Annotated in this window: 21 protein-coding genes; 11 read left to right on the top strand and 10 right to left on the bottom strand. The window is 71.1% G+C overall.

The genetic code is table 11. The features are described from left to right. Positions 1-4: 4 nt before the first annotated feature. A complete protein-coding gene (locus IE290_RS24380) occupies positions 5-1192 on the top strand; it encodes an alanine racemase (protein WP_191247018.1) in 1188 nt (395 codons plus the stop codon). Positions 1193-1223: 31 nt separating this feature from the next. Here the strand turns inward: IE290_RS24380 and IE290_RS24375 are convergent, their stop codons facing one another. Then, positions 1224-1793 carry a TetR/AcrR family transcriptional regulator gene (locus IE290_RS24375; protein WP_191247017.1) on the bottom strand — a complete coding sequence of 190 codons (570 nt, stop codon included), beginning with the start codon at positions 1791-1793 and terminating at the stop codon, positions 1224-1226. Positions 1794-1878: 85 nt separating this feature from the next. Here IE290_RS24375 and IE290_RS24370 point away from each other — a divergent pair, with 85 nt between their 5' ends. After that, the gene (locus IE290_RS24370) at positions 1879-2784 is read left to right on the top strand and encodes an SDR family oxidoreductase (RefSeq protein WP_191247016.1); all 906 of its coding nucleotides are present in this window, start codon (positions 1879-1881) and stop codon (positions 2782-2784) included. Between the two features lies 1 nt (position 2785). Here the strand turns inward: IE290_RS24370 and IE290_RS24365 are convergent, their stop codons facing one another. Beyond that, on the bottom strand, positions 2786-3412 hold the full coding sequence (locus tag IE290_RS24365; protein WP_094003420.1) for a TetR/AcrR family transcriptional regulator: 627 nt from the start codon (positions 3410-3412) through the stop codon (positions 2786-2788). 121 nt (positions 3413-3533) lie between these two features. On the opposite strand from IE290_RS24365, the gene IE290_RS24360 reads away from it, so the two are divergent. Both IE290_RS24360 and IE290_RS24355 read left to right on the top strand, forming a co-directional pair. Then, positions 3534-4808 (top strand): GH1 family beta-glucosidase, encoded by a 1275-nt coding sequence (locus IE290_RS24360; protein ID WP_191247015.1) that lies wholly within the window; start codon positions 3534-3536, stop codon positions 4806-4808. After that, complete coding sequence (locus IE290_RS24355) at positions 4805-6052, top strand: MFS transporter (RefSeq protein ID WP_191247014.1); 1248 nt, start codon at positions 4805-4807, stop codon at positions 6050-6052. Before IE290_RS24360 ends, IE290_RS24355 begins: the two co-directional genes overlap by 4 nt. Positions 6053-6299: 247 nt before the next feature. Here the strand turns inward: IE290_RS24355 and IE290_RS24350 are convergent, their stop codons facing one another. Both IE290_RS24350 and IE290_RS24345 read right to left on the bottom strand, forming a co-directional pair. Continuing rightward, the gene (locus IE290_RS24350) at positions 6300-6701 is read right to left on the bottom strand and encodes a hypothetical protein (protein WP_191247013.1); all 402 of its coding nucleotides are present in this window, start codon (positions 6699-6701) and stop codon (positions 6300-6302) included. Between the two features lie 13 nt (positions 6702-6714). Further along, on the bottom strand, positions 6715-7041 hold the full coding sequence (locus IE290_RS24345; RefSeq protein WP_191247012.1) for a hypothetical protein: 327 nt from the start codon (positions 7039-7041) through the stop codon (positions 6715-6717). A 285-nt stretch (positions 7042-7326) separates the two neighbouring features. Here IE290_RS24345 and IE290_RS24340 point away from each other — a divergent pair, with 285 nt between their 5' ends. Further along, on the top strand, positions 7327-8709 hold the full coding sequence (locus IE290_RS24340; RefSeq protein ID WP_191247011.1) for a helix-turn-helix domain-containing protein: 1383 nt from the start codon (positions 7327-7329) through the stop codon (positions 8707-8709). Positions 8710-8713: 4 nt separating this feature from the next. Further along, on the top strand, positions 8714-9622 hold the full coding sequence (locus IE290_RS24335; RefSeq protein WP_229874687.1) for a phosphotransferase family protein: 909 nt from the start codon (positions 8714-8716) through the stop codon (positions 9620-9622). A 155-nt stretch (positions 9623-9777) separates the two neighbouring features. Here IE290_RS24335 and IE290_RS24330 read toward each other — a convergent pair whose 3' ends face one another. The 4 genes from IE290_RS24330 to IE290_RS24315 are packed head-to-tail and all read right to left on the bottom strand — an operon-like array spanning position 9778 to position 12603. After that, complete coding sequence (locus IE290_RS24330) at positions 9778-10803, bottom strand: CopD family protein (protein WP_191247010.1); 1026 nt, start codon at positions 10801-10803, stop codon at positions 9778-9780. Continuing rightward, positions 10800-11333: a copper resistance CopC family protein gene (locus tag IE290_RS24325; RefSeq protein WP_191247009.1), complete on the bottom strand. Its 534-nt coding sequence runs from the start codon at positions 11331-11333 to the stop codon at positions 10800-10802. Before IE290_RS24325 ends, IE290_RS24330 begins: the two co-directional genes overlap by 4 nt. After that, a complete protein-coding gene (locus IE290_RS24320; RefSeq protein ID WP_191247008.1) occupies positions 11333-12061 on the bottom strand; it encodes a YcnI family copper-binding membrane protein in 729 nt (242 codons plus the stop codon). Before IE290_RS24320 ends, IE290_RS24325 begins: the two co-directional genes overlap by 1 nt. Before the next feature lie 26 nt (positions 12062-12087). Then, a complete protein-coding gene (locus IE290_RS24315) occupies positions 12088-12603 on the bottom strand; it encodes a hypothetical protein (protein ID WP_191247007.1) in 516 nt (171 codons plus the stop codon). 226 nt (positions 12604-12829) lie between these two features. Here IE290_RS24315 and IE290_RS24310 point away from each other — a divergent pair, with 226 nt between their 5' ends. The 4 genes from IE290_RS24310 to IE290_RS24295 are packed head-to-tail and all read left to right on the top strand — an operon-like array spanning position 12830 to position 16392. Further along, positions 12830-13477, top strand: coding sequence for an ABC transporter permease (locus tag IE290_RS24310; RefSeq protein WP_191247006.1), 648 nt, complete (start codon positions 12830-12832; stop codon positions 13475-13477). Next, on the top strand, positions 13464-14660 hold the full coding sequence (locus tag IE290_RS24305) for an ATP-binding cassette domain-containing protein (RefSeq protein WP_373300507.1): 1197 nt from the start codon (positions 13464-13466) through the stop codon (positions 14658-14660). The genes IE290_RS24310 and IE290_RS24305 overlap by 14 nt, the downstream gene beginning before the upstream one ends. Next, entirely contained in the window at positions 14657-15433 is a 777-nt protein-coding gene (locus IE290_RS24300; protein WP_191247005.1) for an ABC transporter permease, read from the top strand. The genes IE290_RS24305 and IE290_RS24300 overlap by 4 nt, the downstream gene beginning before the upstream one ends. After that, complete coding sequence (locus tag IE290_RS24295; protein WP_191247004.1) at positions 15430-16392, top strand: glycine betaine ABC transporter substrate-binding protein; 963 nt, start codon at positions 15430-15432, stop codon at positions 16390-16392. The genes IE290_RS24300 and IE290_RS24295 overlap by 4 nt, the downstream gene beginning before the upstream one ends. A gap of 6 nt (positions 16393-16398) precedes the next feature. On the opposite strand, the gene IE290_RS24290 is transcribed toward IE290_RS24295, so the two are convergent. Next, on the bottom strand, positions 16399-16863 hold the full coding sequence (locus tag IE290_RS24290; protein WP_191247003.1) for a DUF6474 family protein: 465 nt from the start codon (positions 16861-16863) through the stop codon (positions 16399-16401). A 103-nt stretch (positions 16864-16966) separates the two neighbouring features. On the opposite strand from IE290_RS24290, the gene IE290_RS24285 reads away from it, so the two are divergent. Continuing rightward, positions 16967-18601 (top strand): TM0106 family RecB-like putative nuclease, encoded by a 1635-nt coding sequence (locus IE290_RS24285; RefSeq protein ID WP_191247002.1) that lies wholly within the window; start codon positions 16967-16969, stop codon positions 18599-18601. A gap of 186 nt (positions 18602-18787) precedes the next feature. Here IE290_RS24285 and IE290_RS24280 read toward each other — a convergent pair whose 3' ends face one another. Beyond that, positions 18788-19492 carry a TioE family transcriptional regulator gene (locus IE290_RS24280; protein ID WP_191247001.1) on the bottom strand — a complete coding sequence of 235 codons (705 nt, stop codon included), beginning with the start codon at positions 19490-19492 and terminating at the stop codon, positions 18788-18790. Positions 19493-19494: the final 2 nt, after the last annotated feature.

Genomic DNA, 19494 nt, shown 5'->3' with positions numbered 1-19494 from the left:
TAGCATGGCGACCACCGCGACCACGTACGACACGGCGACGAAGGATCTCGATCCGCCGCTCGCCGTCGTCGACCTGGCCGCGTTCGACGCCAACGCCGCGGATCTGGTGCAGCGTGCCGCGGGCACGCCGATCCGGCTGGTCAGCAAGTCGGTGCGCTGTCGCTACCTGATCGAGCGCGCGCTCGGCACGCACGGATTCGCCGGGCTGATGTGCTACTCGCTGGCCGAGGCGCTCTGGCACGCCGGCCTCGGCACGAGCGACGACATCCTGGTCGCCTACCCGACCGCCGATTTCGGCGCTCTGCGCGCGCTCGCGGCCGACGAGCGGGCTCGCGACTCGATCACGATCATGGTCGACTCCACCGAGCACCTGGACCTGGTGGACGCCGCGCTCGGCCACGACCACCCGGAGATCCGGGTGTGCCTGGAACTCGACGCGTCCTGGCGCCCGCTGCCGTTCGTGCACGTCGGGACCCGCCGCTCGCCGGTCTTCACCGCGAAGCAGGCCGGAGCGCTGGCACGCAAGATCGCGGCGCGGTCCGGCTTCCGCCTGGTCGGCGTGATGGCCTACGAGGGCCAGATCGCCGGACTGGGCGACTCCATCGGGAGCCGCGTCCACGACGTCGTCGTGCGCTGGATGCAGCGCCGGTCGTCGGCCGAGCTGGCGCGCCGCCGGACGGCCGCCGTTGCCGCGGTGCGGGAGGTCGCCGACCTGGAGTTCGTCAACGGCGGCGGCAGCGGCAGCATCGAGCTGACCCGCGCGAACCGGGTGGTCACGGAGGTCGCGGCCGGGTCGGGGCTGATCGGTTCGACCCTGTTCGACGGGTACTCCCGCTTCCGTCCACAGCCCGCGGTGCTGTTCGCGCTCCCGGTTGTCCACAAGCCGGCCCGCACCATCGCCACGCTCTACTCCGGCGGCTTCGTCGCCTCCGGCCCCGCCTCGGTGACCCGCCTGCCGTCCCCGCACCTGCCGGAGGGACTGCGCCTGCTGCCCTTCGAAGGAGCGGGCGAGGTGCAGACGCCGGTGACCGGAAAAGCAGCGCGTGACCTGCGGGTCGGCGACCGGGTGTGGATGCGCCACGCGAAGGCGGGCGAGCTCGCGGAGCGGTTCACCACCTACCACATCGTGGTGGACGGCCGGGTGGAGCGCACCGTGCCCACCTACCGGGGCGAACGCCAGAACTTCGGCTAGTTGTCCACATGTCCACACTCCTGTGGACAACTCAGATGTGGATGGCCGCTGCCCGCAACTCCTTGATCGTCTGACGCACGAGCTCGGCGAAGCCCTGCTCGTTGGCCGGTTCGAGCCACCGCTCGAAGCTGGTCCGGAAGGCGAGGTTCCCGACTTCGGCGGCCAGGTCCGCGACGAGGTCCCCGACACCGCGTTCGCGCAGGGCCGCGGCCATGGCGGCGGCGATGGTGGTGCTCTTGAGCAGTTCGCGTTCGCGTAGTTCCGAGTTGCCGGCGATCACGGCCTGACGCTGTTGCGCCCATTGCCGCCGCTCCGGGCTGAAGATCACGTCCACGGCCTCCAGCGCCACGCCGATCGCTTCGAGCGGCGACGCGGATTCGTCCGCGCCGGTGATCTTTTCGGCGATGAGCCGGCTCAGCGTGTTCTGACCACCGAACAGGACCTCGCGCTTGTCGGCGAAGTGCCGGAAGAAGGTGCGCTTCGTCAGCCCGGCTCGTTCCGCGATCTCCGCGACCGTGGTGCTGTCGTAGCCCCGCTCGGTGAACAGCTCCAGCGCGGCGAGCGACAGTCGCTCGTGCGCGTTCGGCTCCCACCGGCCCATGGCCCCAGTCTAGGCGATGACACCAAGTGTCATCGAGTGCTATGGTGATGGCACCAGGTGACATCACTGAGTTCAGGAGGATCTCATGCGGGTTTTCGTCACGGGGGCGTCCGGGCACGTCGGTTCGGCGCTCGTTCCCGAGCTGCTTTCCGCTGGTCACGAGGTCGTCGGCCTGGCGCGGTCGGACGCATCGGCCGCCAAGCTGACCGCCGCCGGCGCCCGGGTGCGGCGCGGTGACCTGCGGGACACCGACGGTCTCCGCGAAGCCGCCGCCGAGGCGGACGGCGTCATCCACCTCGCCTTCGACCACGAAGCCATGGTGGCCGGAGACTTCGCGGCAGCGGGCGACGCCGACCTGGCCGCGGTGCGGGCGTTCGGCGACGCGCTGGCCGGCACGGGAAAGCCGCTGGTGGTCACGTCGGGGACGGGGATGCTGGCCGGGCTCGGCCTGGATCGCACCGCCACCGAGGACGACGTGCTCCCCGGCGGCTACCGGATCGACTCGGAGAACGAGGTTGTCGCCTACGCAGACCGCGGGATCCGGACCTCGGTCGTCCGCCTCCCGCCGAGCGTGCACAGCTCACTGGACAAGCACGGATTCGTCCCGGTCCTGATCGCCGCCGCGCGAAAGGCGGGCCGGTCCGGCTACCTCGGCGACGGCGCCAACCGCTGGCCGGCCGGGCACACGCTGGACGCGGCACGCCTCTACCGGCTGGCGCTGGAGAAGGCCCCGGCCGGCTCGCGGCTGCACGCCGTGGGCGACGAGGGTGTGCCGATGCGGGAGATCGCCGAGGCCATCGGCCGCCACCTGGGCGTGCCCACGGAGCGCATCCCCGACGCGCAGGCCGAGGCCCACTTCGGCTTCCTGGCCCGGTTCGCCGCGATGGACAACCCGTCGTCCAGCGAGCGCACCCAGCGGCTGCTGGACTGGAAGCCGGAGCACCCCGGCCTGCTCGCCGACCTCGACGAGGGCCATTACTTCCAGGCCTGAGCTACTCCCCGAGGCGCGAGGCCAGGTAGAGCTTGATCAGGTGCTTGGTCTCGCCGACGATCTCCGCGTCGCCGTCGGGGTCGCGGTGGAAGGCGAGCTTCAGCAGCCCGTCCGCGGCCTCGATCGCGACCGTCATCGCCAGCGACAGCCGGGGCGTGTTCAGGTCGATGTACTTCCCCACGAGGTCGGCCAGCGAGTCCGCGATCACCCGGTTGTTGTCCCGGCTGTCGTCGAGCAGCTGACGGTCCACCACGTCTCCGAAGTGGACCTTCGAAAAGCCCGGCACCGTCCGGTGCATCTCCAGGTAGATGTCCAGCACCGAGTCGACCACGTCCCACCAGTGCCGCGGGTCCTCGCGGCTCAGGCGCTCGCTCACCGCGTGCACGAACCGGTCGAGGTTGCGCTGCGTCAGCGCCCGCACGACCGCCCGCTTGTCGGGGAAGAACTGGTAGAGCGAGCCGACGGCGACCCCGGCGCGCTTGGCGATCAAGGTGGTGGTCAACGCGTCATAACCGACCTCGTCGATCAGCTCGGCGCTCGCGTCCAGCATCTGCTCGACCCGTTTCGCGCTGCGCTGCTGGACGGGCTGCCGGCGAAGCGGGGTCGTCGTCGCCTGGGTCTCCGACACGTTGTGCTCCTTCTGGTGCTCTGAACAGGGACTTTAGCGCGCCGGACCGCTTCCCCCCGGCGGAGGGAAGGGCTAGCATTTGAGAGATTTTCACGTTAGCCCCGATGAAGGGACCTCGATCGTGGAGAACCTCGCCTTCCCGCCCGGGTTCCTGTGGGGCGTGTCCACTTCGGCCTTCCAGATCGAGGGCGCCACCAGCGCGGACGGGCGCGGCCCGTCGGTCTGGGACACCTTCGCCCCCGGGCAGGCCGACGTCGCGTGCGACCACTACCACCGCTGGCCGGAGGACGTGGCGCTGCTGACCGAGCTGGGCGTCGGCGCCTACCGCTTCTCCTTCGCCTGGCCGCGGATCCAGCCGACGGGGTCCGGCGCGCCGAACCCGAAGGGCCTGGCCTTCTACGACCGGCTGGTCGACGCGCTCTGCGAAGCGGGCATCGCGCCGGTGGCGACGGTCTACCACTGGGACACCCCGCAGCCGATCGAGGACGCCGGCGGCTGGCTGAACCGGGACACGGCGTACCGGTTCGCCGAGTACGCCTCGGTCCTCGGCGAGCGTTTCGCGGATCGCGTGCGAATGTGGATCCCCCTCAACGAGCCGATGGTGACGACGGTGTTCGGGTACGCGATCGGCGAGTACGCGCCCGGCCGGACGCTCCTGCTGGACGCCCTCCCCACCGCACACCACCAACACCTCGCCCATGGCCTCGCGGTCCAGGCTCTGCGGGCCGCGGGTGCGTCGAACATCGGCACCGCCAACCATCATTGTCCAGTTTGGCCTACTTCAAACGCGTCAGCTGATCATGATGCCGCGCGCTGGCTGGACGCGTTGCTCAACCGGACCTTTTCCGACCCCGTGCTACTCGGGACTTATCCCGCGGAAATCGTCCCGTACCTTCCCGCCGGACATGCCGATGACCTGGTGAACATCGCTCAACCGCTGGATTTCTACGGCGTCAACTATTACGAGCCGCACGGCGCCGCGGCGCCCGGGGAGGGCAATCCGCTGCCGTTCGAACTTCGCCCGATCGAGGGTTTTTCGCGCACCACCAACGACTCCCCGATCGTGCCGGCCGCCCTGCACGAGCTGCTGGTCGGACTGCGCGACCGCTACGGCGAGAAGCTGCCGCCGGTGTACCTGACCGAGAACGGCGCGAGCTTCGACGGCATACACGATCGGGAACGCATCGACTTCCTCGACGCGCACCTGCGGTCCGTCGCCACTGCGATAACGGCGGGAGTTGAAGTCCGTGGGTATTTCGTTTGGTCGTTGATCGACAATTTCGAATGGTCCAAGGGATACGCGCCGCGATTCGGCCTGGTGCACGTCGACTACGAAACCCAGCGCAGGACTCTCAAGGACTCCTTCTTCTGGTACCGGAAGCTGGTGCGGTCATGACGGAAACCCGGACGCCCGGCGCGCTCGACGAGCCGACGGTCCCCGTCCGAGCCGGCTGGATCAGCCTGCTCTTCGGCGCGAACGTCGGGCTGTGGCTGGGCATCTACGCCCCGATCCAGGTGCTGCTGCCCGAGCAGGCCGAGCACCTGGACGCCGCGAACAAGGAACTGGTGTTCGGCATCGTCACCGGCGTCGGCGCGGTGGTCGCGCTGCTCACCAACCCGCTGGTCGGGCTGGCCTCGGACCGCACGCGCTCGCGGTTCGGGCGACGGCACCCGTGGACGTTCGCCGGCGCGGTGTGCGGGGCGCTCGGCTTGGTGGTGCTGGCGCTGGCGCCGAACGTGGTGGTCATGGTCGCCGGCTGGTGCCTGGTGCAGGCCGGGCTCGGCGGGATGCTCGCGACGCTCACCTCCGCGGTGCCGGACCGGGTCCCGGTCGACCAGCGCGCGCGGATCGGCGGGCTGGTCGGCATCAGCCAGATGCTGGGCACCGTGCTCGGCGCCGTGCTGGTGACGGTCCTGGTCACCAGCCTGCCCGGCGGCTACCTGGCGTGTGCCGTGGTCGTGGTCCTCGGCGCGGGGGCGTTCGTGCTGCGGACCAAGGACCACACGGCCGTCGCGTCCGGCCGGCCGTCCACCGGATGGCGCGTGGACCTGCGCGGGCTGTGGGTGTCGCCGCGCCGGCACCCGGATTTCGCGTGGGCGTGGGGCTGCCACTTCCTGATCAACCTGGGCAACGCGCTCGGCACGTTCTTCCTGCTGTTCTTCCTCGCCGACGCGGTCCACTACCCGGATCCGGACACCGGGCTGCTGATCATGATGGGCCTCTACGGCGTCGCGCTGGTGATCGGCGGGCTGGTGGTCGGGCCGCTGTCCGACCGGAGCGGACGCCGCAAACCGTTCGTGCTGGGCGCGGCGGTGGTGATGGCCGCGGCGGCGGTCGTGCTGGTGCTGTGGCAGACCTGGCCCGCGGCGCTGGCGGCGTCCCCGCTGCTCGGGATCGGGTTCGGCGCCTACTGGGCAGTCGCGCTGGCCATCCTCACCGAGGTGCTGCCCGCCGCGCAGGACCGCGCCAAGGACCTGGGGGTCATCAACATCGCCAACGCGCTGCCGCAGGTGATCGCACCGCTCGCGGCCACCGTCATCCTCGCCGAACTGGGCGGCTACCCGGGGCTGTTCACCGCGTCGGCCGTCGCGACGCTCGCGGCCGGCGCGTCCGTCCTCGGTGTCCGCTCGGTCCGCTGAAATCACCGAAGGCTCCTCCGGAGTCCGGAGGAGCCTTCGGCTCCGTACCTTTGGGCCCGCGGGCCGGTGCCGGTCGGGGGAGGGGAGTGCAACGGCACCGGTCCGCGGAGTTTCGGGGCCCCGGGGGCGGGGTCGGTCAAGGTGCGATCTGCAAGTTCGCGGCCTCGACCATGATCGACAACATAGCGGGGACGGGGGTGCTCCGCCAGAGGTTGTGACCGAATTTTTTCGATTAATCGCCGAGTGGTCAGCGGTTCGCGACCTGCGGCATCAGCGCGTGGCGACCGGTCGACTCGCCGGGCGTCGTACCGCGCGGCTGGGGCGGAACCTGGCTGGTCTTCCGGCGCCACGGGCGGCGCAGGTCGCGCTGCGGGGCGAGGCCGCCGGCGACGAGGTGCTCGTGCGCGACCTGCCACACCGAGCACGGCGCCTTGCAGCGGTGCCACCGGGTGGAGCAGGTGGGGCAGTCGCCCCGCTCGTCGGGCTCGTGGGCGGTCAGCATCGCGCGCCAGCCCTCGGTCAGCCGCGGCAGTTCCGACCGGGCCACCGAGACCAGGGACTGCGCGTCCGCCCTGGTGGCGAGATCGGCGAGCATGTCGAGGCGCTCCCACACGGCGTTGCGGAGGACCTGCCCAAGGATCTGATCCACGGAACTCTCACCGTCACCTTTCCGCCAGTTTGGCGGCTTCGTTCAGCGCCGCCTGGAGCTGGCCGAGCTGACCCGCGGTGAGGCGGGCCGTTTCCCCGGGCGGTCCGACGAGGACCACCTGGTCGTCCTGCACGAGCACGGTGACGCAGCGGTCGCGGTTGATCAGGTCGCCGCACTGCACCCGCCACACCAGCTGACCGCCTTCGTAGCGGCGCAGCTGCGCGGCACGCGGGTCCGGGGCCGGCATCGCCGACCGGCTCGCGACCGGCGCTCCGGACGGGGCGAAGGACCGCCGGTGGACCTGGGCGCGTGGTGCCGAGATCGAGTTCATGAACTCCACCGCGTGTCTCCGCTCTGTCGGGCTTGCTGTCCGTGTTCGTCGTAGCTCTGCGTGATCGCTGGGCGTATCCGCTCGGTCACGCCGAACCCGAGAACTAGATTGCGATGAACCGCAGCCGAAGAGAAGGCGAACGGCGGTCACAGCGGCGACCGGCGCGGGCGGACCGGTGAACGGTCACCGGAGTTCACCCCGACCGATCAGGGGTCCCGAAACGACGTTTCCCAGGGTTCAATGGGTATGCCTACGCTGCGAATCGACGCCCGGACAGGACGGTGAGGGGGCGCAATGGACGCCGGTGAGAACACTGATGCCCGCCAGGGACATCCGATAGCTCCGGATGCCTGGGAGAAGCGGGAGATGAGGGAGGCCCTGGCCGCCCGCAACATCAGTGCCGTGTACCGGAACCTGCGCAAGGAGGGCATCTCCCAGCGCCAGATCGCCGCGCTCACCGGTCAGTCCCAGTCGGAGGTCTCGGAGATCCTCAAGGGCCGCCAGGTGATGGCCTACGACGTGCTCGCCCGGATCGCCGATGGCCTCGGTGTCCCCCGTGGATACATGGGCCTCGCCTACGACGAGGCCACCGAGATTCAGGTCGTCGGCGCCGCCGACGAGCAGCAGGCTGAGGAGGACGAGTCCGTGAAGCGGCGGAACTTCCTCGCGCACGCCGCCCAGGTCACGATGGGGGCGGCCATCCTGGGATCGTCGCCGAGGGCATGGGCGGCGAGCCCCGCGAGGACGCCGGCACCCGGCCACATCGGCATGACCGATGTGCGCCAGGTCGAGGCCGCGACCAGAGCGCTGCGCGCGCTCGACTACCAGTACGGCGGCGGGTTCTGCCGCGACGCCGTGGTGGCGCAGCTGTCCTGGGGACAGCAGATGCTCGACTCCTCGGCCGCCACCCCGGTCCGCTCGCGCCTGTTCGTGGCGCTGGCCGACCTGCACAGCCTGGCCGGTTGGACGTCGTTCGACAGTGGACTGATGGACTCCGCGCGCGGGCACTTCGCCAACGCGCTGGAGCTGGCGAAACAGGGCAACAACGACCACCTGGTGGCCAACATCCTGTACCGGATGGGCCGGGTCTACCTGCACCAGGAGGCGCCCAACGACGCGCTCAAGCTGTTCCAGCTGGGACAGATCGCGGCGCAGGAATCGGGCTCCGAGCTGGCGATCTCCGTGCTCGCGGCCAACCAGGCGTGGGCCTACGCGATGATGGGCAACGAGGAGCAGTCGCTCAAGCTGCTCGGCCTGGCCAAGGACGAGTTCGCCCGCGCCAACGTGGCCGAGGCCGAGGACTGGGTGAAGTTCTTCAACGAGACCGACGTCTACGCGATGATCGGCACCGTCCACACGGTACTGGCGCGCGGGGTCGACCCGAAGCACACGCAGTACGCGATCCCGGCGCTGACCAGGGCGATCGACGCCTACGGCGAGGACATGCAGCGCAGCAAGGTGTTCAACCAGGCGGCGCTGGCCACCAACCACCTCATCGACGGCGACATCGACCACGGCGCCCGGATCGGCCGCCTGGCGCTGGAGTCGGCGGACGGCCTCAAGTCGGCCCGCGTGAAGGACCGCATGATGCCGATGCGGGAAGAGGCGGCCAAGCGCCGAAACAACCCCGACGCCCGCGACTTGGACGAGCGCATCAGCTCGTTCTTCGCCGCCTAGGAAGATGCGCACCGTCGCGGACGAGTTGGGCGGCCGGTTCACCAAGGAGAAACTGGCCGCCGCGCTGGCCGAGGCGTGCGCCCTGCTCGGTCTGGACCACCGGGGCGCCGAGCTGCTCCGGTTCACCAACAACGCCGTCTACGAGCTGGCCGGCGCGCCCGTCGTGATGCGGATCGTCGGGTCGCGGGCGCTGCGCCACCGGGTCGCCAAGGTCGTCCGGGTCGCGCGGCACTTCGAGGCCCACGACGTGCCCGCGATCCGCCTGCTGCCCGGCGTCGACCAGCCGATCCACGTCGGCGAGCACGTCGTCACCGCGTGGGTCCGGGTGCCGCCCGGCGAGCGCCGCGCAACGGCCGCCGACCTGGGCCGACTGCTGCGCCGCGTGCACGCCCTGCCCGCGCCCGACGGCGTCGGCGAGTGGGCGCCGCTGGCGGACGTGCGGGCCCGGGTGGCCGACGCCGAGGAGCTCGACCCGGACGACCGGCGGTTCCTGCTGCGCCGCAGCGCCGAGGTCGAAGCCGCGCTCGGCGAGCTGGACTTCCCGCTGGAACGGAGCCTGATCCACGGCGACGCGCACCCGGGCAACGTGATCGTCGGCCCGGACGGCCCGGTGCTGTGCGACTTCGACTCCTCGTGCGTCGGGCCGCCGGAATGGGACCTCACGCCGCTGGCCGTGGGCCGCGAGCGGTTCGGGGACCCCGCGGGCCGCTACCGCATGCTCGCCGACGTCTACGGCTTCGACGTCACCCGCTGGGACGGGTTCGCCGTGCTGCGCGCCGCCCGCGAGCTCAAGCTGGTGACCAGCGTGCTGCCGATCCTGCGCAGCCACCCGCACGTGCGCGGCGAGCTGCGGCGGCGCCTGGGCGACCTGCGCGCGGGCCGCGCCGGCACCGAGTGGGCCCGCTACCGCTAGTCCACATCCTGGGAAAAACGGGGACATTTACCGACCGCAGAAGACCGCTCGTCGTATGTGCGGGGGCATGTGCGCGGGGTAGGAAATTCGGCCCGGCTAGTCACCCTGCCTGGATTAATCGGTCCCCCACATGTGCAAGTTGCAGCTACTGACGGTTAGCTGACCGGGGCGCGGGTGAGCACGACGGCGAAGCCGAAGGCCAGTCCCATGACGGTCAGCTCGAGCGTCGCCCACGTCGCCAGCGCGGTCCGCTCGTGCCGGACGATCCGCGGCATCAGCTTCCACCGGACCATCGCGCCGAGCACGCCGATCCCCGCCGCGCACACGATCTTCAGCACGACGAGCTGCCCGTACGGCGTGGTGAACAGCGCGGTGACCAGGCCGATCGTCGGGTTGAGCAGGATCTCCACGACCGCGTTGAACAGGCCGGTCGCCACGGTGAGGGCCAGGCACAGCGTGGCCAGCTTGGAAAACCGCGGCAGCGCGTGCGCGAGCAGCGTCCGGTTGCCGGCGAGCAGCACGACCATCGCGCCGAGGCCGCCGGTCCACGCGACCGCGCCCATGACGTGCAGCTCCATCGAGATCATCGTGTAGTCGTGGTAGTCCCAGTTCGCCGCGTGCCCGGTGACCGGCAGCGGCAGCAGGGCGAACAGGCCGAGCCCCACGCGCACCTCGGCCGGCACCTTCTCGCCGTGCCGCAGCGTCAGCAGCCCGAGCCCGACCTGGACCAGCGCGAGCACGGCGACGACGAGCAGCGCCTTGCCCGCGCCGACCCGCACCACGTAGTCCCAGATGTCGGCGAAGCTCACCGTGCGCACCTGGGGCCGGTACTCGGCGGTCTGCAGCACGAGCGTGACCAGCGCGGTCATCGTCCAGACCAGCGACGCGGCCAGCGCGATCGGCCGGGCGCGCCGCAGGATCGGTTCGGTCAGGTTCGGCCGGTCGTAGCCGACCAGCACGGACAGCAGGGCGATCCCGATCGTCGTCACCGCGGCCAGGTCGAGCAGCACGCGGACGATCGGGATGGCGGCCGAGACCACCTCGCTGACCTCCGCCACCCCCGGCACCGGCGCGGTGGCCGTCAGCGCGACGCCGATCAGCGCACCGGCCAGCGCCGCGGTGACGATCGCGACGATCGCCTGGTAACGGACTTGCGAAGTGGCCCCGGCCGCCGTAGTCATGCCCTGTCCCTGCCCATCCGCAGCGCCAAGGTCAGCCCGATGGCCAGCAGGACCACCGCGCCGACGATCCACACCCACACCGGGACCCCGCCGCCGGACTGCGCGGCGGGCTGCGCCGTGTCGGACCCGGTCGCGGCACTGGCCGTCGCCGGGGTGCCGGTGCCGGCCTTGGTGAGGGTGAACGGCACGTCGCCGGTCACCGGGTGCCCGTCGGCGGACAGGATCCGGAACCCGATGGTGTACTGCCCGGCCGGGCCGAGCGGCCGCACCGCGACGGTGACGGTGTTGCTGCTGACCCGCACGTCACCCTCGGCCCACTGGGTGCCGCCGGGACCGACGACCGAGACCTGGTTGACGTTCCCGCCCTGCACCGGCGCGTCGAAGGTCAGCGTGACCTGCGACGGCCCGGTCTCGAGCGCGGCGTCCTTGGCCGGGTCGGAGGAGACGAGCACGTTGTGCGCCAGCGCCGGGGTGGCGGTGACGACCATCGCGACCAGCGCGGCCGCGATCGTGACGAGCAGGCGGCGCATTACTTCGTCGCCTTCCGGCCGCGCAGGACCGCTCCGGCGCCCACGCCGAGGCCGAGCGCGCCGACGACCAGTCCGGCGCCGCCCAGCCAGCGGGCCGTGTCGTCGGTGGAGTCCTCGGAGGCTGTCGTCGCGGAGGTGGTAACCGCGCTGTGCGAGTGCCCGTCGCCAGAGGCCGCGGCCAGCGTCACGGTCGGCGCCGGGTGCTCCGGCTCCTCCGCTCCGGGAGCCTGGACCTGGTCCCACGCGACGACCGAGCCGTTGTCGTAGGTCTGGATGGCGGGCAGGACCAGTTCGTCGACCGCGGGCAGCGAGCCCGCGGTGATGCCGAACTCCTGGTACTGGGTCTCGCCGGGGCCGATCTTGGTGCCCGGCTGAGCGGTGAAGACGATCTTCGTGACCGCCTCGGTGACGTCGAGTCCCTTGCCGTTCTTGACCGGCGCTGGCAACGGGGTCTTGGTGACCTCCGCGGTCCAGCCGGGGATCGGCTGGTACCGCACCGAGCTGATCGCGTACTCCGGCTTGAAGTCGATCTCCACCTTGACGGTGGCGGCGTTCTCCTCCTCGTTCGGCACGCGGAAGGTGATCGCCCCGTACCCGCCCTGCTGCGGCTCCGAGCCGAGGACGTTGGCGGTGACGTGCGCGGACGCGACGCCCGCGCCGAGCAGGCCCGCGATGCCGACGGTGCCGGCCAGCACGAGGCCGCGCCGGATGACGGCGTTGTTCGTCATGATGCTCCTGAAAGAAAGAGAGTGGGTCAGCGCGATGCGCTGAGGTGAAGGGGGTTGTGCGTCGCGAACGCGGGCGGTCCGCGTCTGGAGTGCATGCGGCTCAACAACACCCTCACCTGCGGCACGCCTGGCGCCGGAGCGGGCGCGGCGGGCAGCGGGACCGGTGGGGGAAGCGGTCCGAAGAGGACCGGCAGCAGCAGGGCCAGCCGCGCGGCGGCGACGTGCAGCAGCGCTTCGGCGTGGGCCAGCAGCAGACCGGTCAGCAGCGTGGCGGCGACGTGCGCGGCGAGCATCGCGCCAGGCATCGACGTGGAGTGCGGCATCAGCTCGTCGAGCACTACGTGTATCAGCAGCTGGGCCGAGCCGAGCACGGTGAGCACGCCGAGCGGGCCACGGGTGCGGTCGGCCAGCGCGGTGCCGATCCAGCCGACGAGCAGGACGAGCAGCAACGTCAGCGCGGTGTCCGGCAGTCCGCCGTGGGCGAGCGCGTGCGCGCTGACGGCCAGGCCGCCGGAGCTGATCGCGAGCAGGACTCCGCGCACGCTGCGTAACGCACCGTGTCGCCTGGGTCGTCTGCTCACCGATCCAGGGTATGAGACAGCTGATGATCACCGCGACCGTGTCCCGTGTGGTGAACGCCGCCGACCAGCCGGATCGGCCTCGATCGGGCCGTCAGCCGGTGTCGGTGGTTGAGACTTCCACGTTTTTCGGCAACGGTAAGTAGGCCGGACGAGTGAACGACGGATCGGGAGGAGGCGGCCGCACGGGATGAACCTGTTCGAGTACGTGGCCGATCGCTGGAGCAGGCTCGGGCTGCAGGCCTGGCTCCACGTCAGCGCCGTGGTGCAGTGCACGATCATCGCCGCCCTCATCGGTGTCCTGATCGGCGTCGCGGTCTACCGCAGCCCCATCGGATCGGCCCTGGCCACCGCGCTGGCCAGCACGGTCCTCACCATTCCGTCGTTCGCGCTGATCGGGTTGCTGATCCCGATCGTCGGCCTGGGGGTCGCGCCGAGCGTGATCCCGCTCGTGCTCTACGCGCTGCTGCCGATCGTGCGGAACACCATCGTCGGGCTGAGCGGGGTCGATCCCGCGGTCACCGACGCCGCCAAGGGCATCGGGATGAGCCGGTTCGGCGTGCTCACGCGCGTCGAGCTGCGCCTGGCCTGGCCCGCGATCCTCGCCGGCATGCGCGTCGCGACCCAGATGCTGATGGGCATCGCGGTGATCGCCGCCTACGCGAAGGGCCCCGGCCTGGGGTCCGAGGTGTTCGCCGGACTCACCAACGCCGGCAGCACCAACTCCATGAACCAGGCCCTCACCGGCACGATCGGCGTGGTCGTCCTCGCGCTGATCCTCGACGGCATCTACGTCCTCATCGCCCGTTTCACCGTCCCGAGGGGTGTCCGTGTCTGAAACCATCGAAACGCCCGCGCAGGCGGACTCCGGCGCGGTGTCCGGCGTCGAGATCCAGCTCGAGCACGTCACCAAGCGCTACCCCGGCTCACGCCAGCCGGCCGTCGACGACGTCACCATGACGATCCCGGCCGGGAAGATCGTGATCCTGGTCGGCCCGTCCGGCTGCGGCAAGACCACCACGATGCGCATGATCAACCGGCTGATCGAGCCGACGTCCGGCCGGATCACCATCGGCGGTGAGGACGCGCTGAGCCTCAACCCGGACCGGCTGCGCCGCAAGGTCGGCTACGCGATCCAGCAGGCCGGGCTGTTCCCGCACTTCACCGTGGCGCAGAACGTCGCGGTCGTGCCCGGGCTGCTCGGCTGGGACAAGAAGAAGATCGCCGACCGCGTCGACGAGATGCTCGACCTGGTCGGGCTCGACCCGGCGCAGTTCCACGACCGGTTCCCGCGCCAGCTCTCCGGTGGCCAGCAGCAGCGCGTCGGGGTGGCCCGCGCGCTCGCCGCGGACCCGCCGGTGCTGCTGATGGACGAGCCGTTCGGCGCGGTCGACCCGATCACCCGCGGCAACCTGCAGGACGAACTGCTCCGGCTGCAGTCCGAGCTGGGCAAGACGATCGTGTTCGTGACCCACGACTTCGACGAGGCCGTGAAGCTCGGCGACAAGATCGCGGTGCTCGGCAACCAGTCGAAGATCCTGCAGTACGACACCCCGGACGCGATCCTGGCCAACCCGGCTGACGACACGGTCGCCGGGTTCGTCGGCGCCGGCGCCTCGCTCAAGCAGCTCACGCTGCTGCGGGTGCGTGACGTCGAGCTGAAGCAGGACACGGTGACCGCCACGATCGGCGATTCGCCCGCCGAGCTGAGGCGGCAGATGACCGAGCAGCGCCGCACGTACGCGCTGGTGCTCGACCACCGCCGCCGCCCGGTCCGCTGGGTGCACGTCCGCGACCTGGGCAGCGCGACCTCACTGGAGGGGGTCGGCAAGCCGATCGGCGACTACGTGAGCCTCCAGTCGACGCTGCAGGACGCGCTCGAGGCGATGCTGGTCGAGGGCGGCGGCGTGCCGGTCACCGGCGCGCGCGGCGAGTACGCCGGGATGATCGAGCTGGACACGGTCATGGGCACCATCCAGCGGTTGCGCGAGGAGCACTCCGACGACGGGGGACCGGCGTGACCACGACCGTCGACAAGGGGTTCACCACCGAATCCGGCTCCCGCCGCGCGGAACGGGCCCGGCTGCTGGTGCAGCCCGCGGTCGTCGTGGTGGTCGTCGGCGCGGTCGTGGCCTGGGCGCTGCTGCGGGACAACGACGCCATCGAGGCGCAGAACCTGAACGCGTCGCGGCTGCTGGAGGCGACCTGGCAGCACCTGCTGATCACGGTCGCGGTCGCGATCATCGTGGTGGGCGTCGCGGTGCCGCTGGGCGCCGTGCTCACCCGGTCCTGGGCGCGGCCGGTCGCGCCGGTGTTCCTGACGATCGCCAACATCGGGCAGGCCGCGCCCGCGCTCGGCGTGATCGTGTTGTTCTTCCTCTGGACCAGCTGGGAAGGGTTCTGGTGCGCGGTCCTGCCGATCGCGTTCTACTCGCTGCTGCCGGTGCTGCGGAACACGATCGTCGGCATCAACTCGGTGGACCCGGCGCTGATCGACGCCGGCCGCGGGATCGGCATGTCCGGCCGGGCGGTGCTGTTCCGGATCGAGCTGCCGCTGGCGGTGCCGCTGATCCTGGCCGGGCTGCGGACGTCGCTGGTGCTGGCGGTCGGCACGGCGACGCTGGCGTTCTTCGTCAACGGCGGCGGGCTCGGTGAGCTGATCGACACCGGGTACAAGCTCAACCGCGTCCCGGTGCTGGTCACCGGCGCGATCCTGGCGGTCGGCCTGGCGCTGCTGATCGACTGGCTCGGCGCGGTCATGGAACGCGTCTTCGGACCGAGGGGGTTGTCGTGAAGCACCGGCTGAAGGCGATCTTGGGCGCCGCGTTGTTGACGACGTCGCTGACCGCGTGCGGTCTGGACGTGAACGCGGCGCTGCCGTACGAGGTCAAGCCCGGGTCGATCCGGCCGGTGCCGAGCCTGGCCGGCGTGAACATCGCGGTGGGGTCGAAGGACTTCACCGAGAACATCATCCTGGGCTACATGGCCGAGCTGGCGTTGTCGGCGGCCGGGGCGGACATCACCGACCTGACCAACATCAGCGGGTCCAACTCGGCGCGGCAGGCGCTGATCAACGGGCAGATCGACATCTCGTGGGAGTACACCGGCACCGCGTGGATCTCCTACCAGGGCAACACCGATCCGATCCCGGACGAGAAGGCCCAGTTCGACGCGGCTAAGAAGGCGGACGAGGAGAAGTTCGGCATCACCTGGCTGGACTACTCGCCGGTGAACGACACCTACGCCTTCGCCACCACCGAGGCGTACGCGCAGCAGCACAACCTGCGGTCCAATTCGGACATGACGGAGTTCCTGAAGCAGCACCCGGAGCAGGCGATCTTCTGCGTGGAGACGGAGTTCGCGAGCCGCCAGGACGGGATGCCGGGCGTGCAGAAGACCTACGGCTTCCCGGCCACGGAGGTCAAGACGTTCGGCACCGGCGCGATCTACTCCGCGGTCGCCAGCGGCACCTGCAACTTCGGCGAGATCTTCACGACGGACGGCCGCATCGCGGGCCTGAACCTGCGGGTGCTCACCGACGACAAGCGGTTCTTCCCGCAGTACAACGCGGCGGTCACGATGAAGAAGGAGTTCCTGGACGCGCACCCGGCGGTCCGCGAAGTGCTGGAACCCGTCGCGAAGGCGCTGGACAACCGGCAGATGATCGAACTGTGCAAGCAGGTCGACGTGGACGGCCGCGACGCCGGTGAGGTGGCGCGGGACTGGATGGTCTCGAAGGGCTTCATCCAGTAGCCGGGCTCACACGCCGAGGCGCTTGAGCAGCTGGCCCTCGATCCGCTCCAGCTCGGCCGCGACCGCCTGGTGGGCGGCCTTGCGGCGGGATCCGGGCATGCGCTCGGCCGCGCGGACCGCGGCGGTCAGCTGCTCGAGCGTCGCCTGGGAGTCCTTCGCGAACCGGGCGTCGTCCTCGGTGGCGCGTTCGGACTTGCGCACCTCGGCCAGCGCCTCGGACGTGCCGGCGATCCGGGCCAGCAGGTGCGCGCCGCGGCCGGTGAACTCCGACAGCTGGTCGATCGGCACGCCGAGCCGTCGTGCCTGGTAGTGGTCGTAGGCGTCGCGGACCGCGCTCGCGGCCTTGACCGCGAGCGGTGCCAGCGCGGGGGCCACCGCGGGTACCACGATCTTCGCCACGGCGACGGCGTTCTTGGCCTTCTTCGGCGTGATGCCCGTCTCGGCCGGCGTCCTGGTCTTCTTGCGAGCCATGGGCTGAATGTAGCGGCAGGCACGAGCCTGGGCATGTCCGACACGTAATGCGCCGCTCACACTCGGCGCGGAACTGTCGGTGGTCCTCTCTAAAGTAGGTGTCATGGAACCTGAGGTGCTGCTCGAGGCCGGCGCGGTGAGCCGCTGCCGTCGTCGCGTGCACCTCGAACACGACCCGACGATGCGCGAGGTGCCGCTGGCCCCGCCCGACCCGTCGGCCGAGCAGCGCATCGCCGACGCGGCCGCCCACCGCGTGGAGATCCGGGAGCGGCTGATCGCGGCGAACCCGGGCGCGAGCTGGGTGGTCGTCGACCGCGAGCTGCCGCCGCCGGAGCGCGCCGCCGCCACCCAGCAGGCGATGGCGCAGGGCGCCGACTACATCTGGGGCGCGCTGCTGCCCGCCGACCGCGCCGGGCACCGTCGCGGCGGGTCCGAGCTGCTGGTTCGTGCCGACGGCGGGTACCTGCCGGTGCTGGTGGTCCGGCACCGCATCACCGACCCGGGCGCGGGTGCGGTCACCACCCCGCCGCACGACCTCGACCCGCGGCACGCGATTCCCGACCCGGCGCGCCGGGTCCGCTCCCACCCGCGTGACCTGATGCGCCTGGCCCACCTGCGCCGCATGCTCGAGGCGCACGGGGTGGCGTCCGGCCGTCTCGTCGGTGGCGTCATCGGCCTGGACGCCGACGTGGTGCTCTGGCACGACCTGAACGCCGCCACCTGGCCGAACGGCCGCACCGCGCTGACCGAGTACGACCTGCGGTTCGCCGACCGGCTGGCGATCGCCGAGGCCGCCCGCTCCGGCGGGCCGGCACTGGCCGAACCGTCCCGCGTGCTGGAGTGCCGCACGTGCCCGTGGTGGCCGACGTGCGAGGCGGAGCTCACCGCGATGCGGGACGTGAGCCTGGTCGTCCGCGGTGAGGACGCGATGGAGCTGCGCCGCGCCGGGGTTTCCACAGTGGACAAGCTCGCCGCGCTCGACCCGGACGACGAGCCGCCGATCGTCTGGACGTCCGGCCCGTTCGCCGACGCCGTGGCCCTGGCGCGGGCGTGGCTGGCGGACCTGACGATGGTGCGCCGCATGCGCGAGGTCGAGGTGGCCCGCGCGGACGTCGAGGTCGACATCGACATGGAGTCCTTCGGCGAGTCGGGCGCCTACCTGTGGGGCTGCCTGCTCAGCGGCGCGGACATCGGCATCGAGCAGGGCTACCGCGCGTTCGTCACCTGGCAGCCGTTGCCGACCGGCGACGAGGCGCGGTCGTTCACCGAGTTCTGGACCTGGTTGCGCGAGGTCCGGGAGCGCACGCTCGCCGCCGGTCTGACCTTCCGGGCCTACTGCTACAACGCGATGGCCGAGAACCGCTGGCTCTTCGGTTCGGTCGAGCGGTTCGCCGACTACCCCGGCATGCCGGCCAAGCAGGAGATCCAGTCCTTTGTGGACTCCGACGAGTGGGTGGACCTGTTCCGCAGCGTGTCCGACCAGTTCCTGTGCTCGCGCGGCAAGGGCCTGAAGGTCGTCGCCCCGGTGGCCGGGTTCACCTGGCGCGACCCGGAAGCCGGTGGCGAGGCGTCGATGCGCTGGTACCGCCAGGCGGTCGGCATGGACGGCGACGAGCCGGACCTGAGCCAGCGCGACCGGCTGCTGCGCTACAACGAGGACGACGTGCGGGCCACCCACGCGCTGCGCGACTGGATGACCACCACCGCGAACAGCATCCCGTTCATGGGCGACCTGTAGGCACGCCGGCCTGGTGGCGTGACCCTGGCGGTGACCCGCCTGCGGGCGCCGTGGCGCCGCTGACCGTGCACTGGTCGGGAGGTCATCGGCTCAGCTCGCGGGCCCGCCTGCCCGGGGCGCGCCATCCTGGTCTCGGCTTGTGGGCTCGCCAACCCGGGCCGCGCCGTCCCCGCCGCGCGATCCCCGTCAGGCGGAAGCCTCGGCCACGCGGAGGTAAGCGCTGAGGTGCGTGGCCGCGTCCAGCATCGCCACCCCCTGTGCGGTCAGCTTCCCTTGCCACGCCGTCAACGCGTCGGCGAGTGCCTCGGTGCCGCCGGCCGCCCGGATCTGCCGCACCACCGCGGCGATGTGCTCCAGCAGGTAACCGCCGCGCCGCAGCAGGTGCGCCAGCTCGGCGTCGCGGACGTCGGCGGCCTGGTAGAGGCGGTACCCGGTCGCCGGATCCCGGGTGGGCGCGACGATGCCGGCCTCCTCCCACTTGCGCAGGGTCGCCGGCGTGACGCGGAGCCTCCGCGCGAGTTCGCCGATCGTCCGCGTCGTCGCGTCCGGAACGGACGGTGTCTCGGTCAGGTGGCCGATCGCCTTGCGCACCGAATCCAGGGTCTCCCGGTCGCGCAACAGCTGGACGTGGCCGCGGTCGACGAGTGTCAGCGCGTGGTCGAGTCGTCCCTCGTTGACCGCGTTCATGATCTGCCCCGCCACCGCGTGCCCGTAGGCCCGGACGAGCGCCAGGAACGCCCGCAGCGCCGCCGCGTGCGCCTCGGTGTAGATGCGGTAGCCGCTGGGGGTGCGGTCGGCGGGCGGGAGGAACCCGTCCCGCTCGTAGTTGCGGACCGCCTGGGTCGAGATGCCGTGCTCGCGCGCGAGGTCGGCCGGTTTCAAGGTGACCACAC

Source organism: Amycolatopsis deserti, assembly GCF_014653945.1.
Lineage (GTDB): Bacteria > Actinomycetota > Actinomycetes > Mycobacteriales > Pseudonocardiaceae > Amycolatopsis_E > Amycolatopsis_E deserti.
This window is presented reverse-complemented; position numbering and strand designations above follow the sequence as displayed.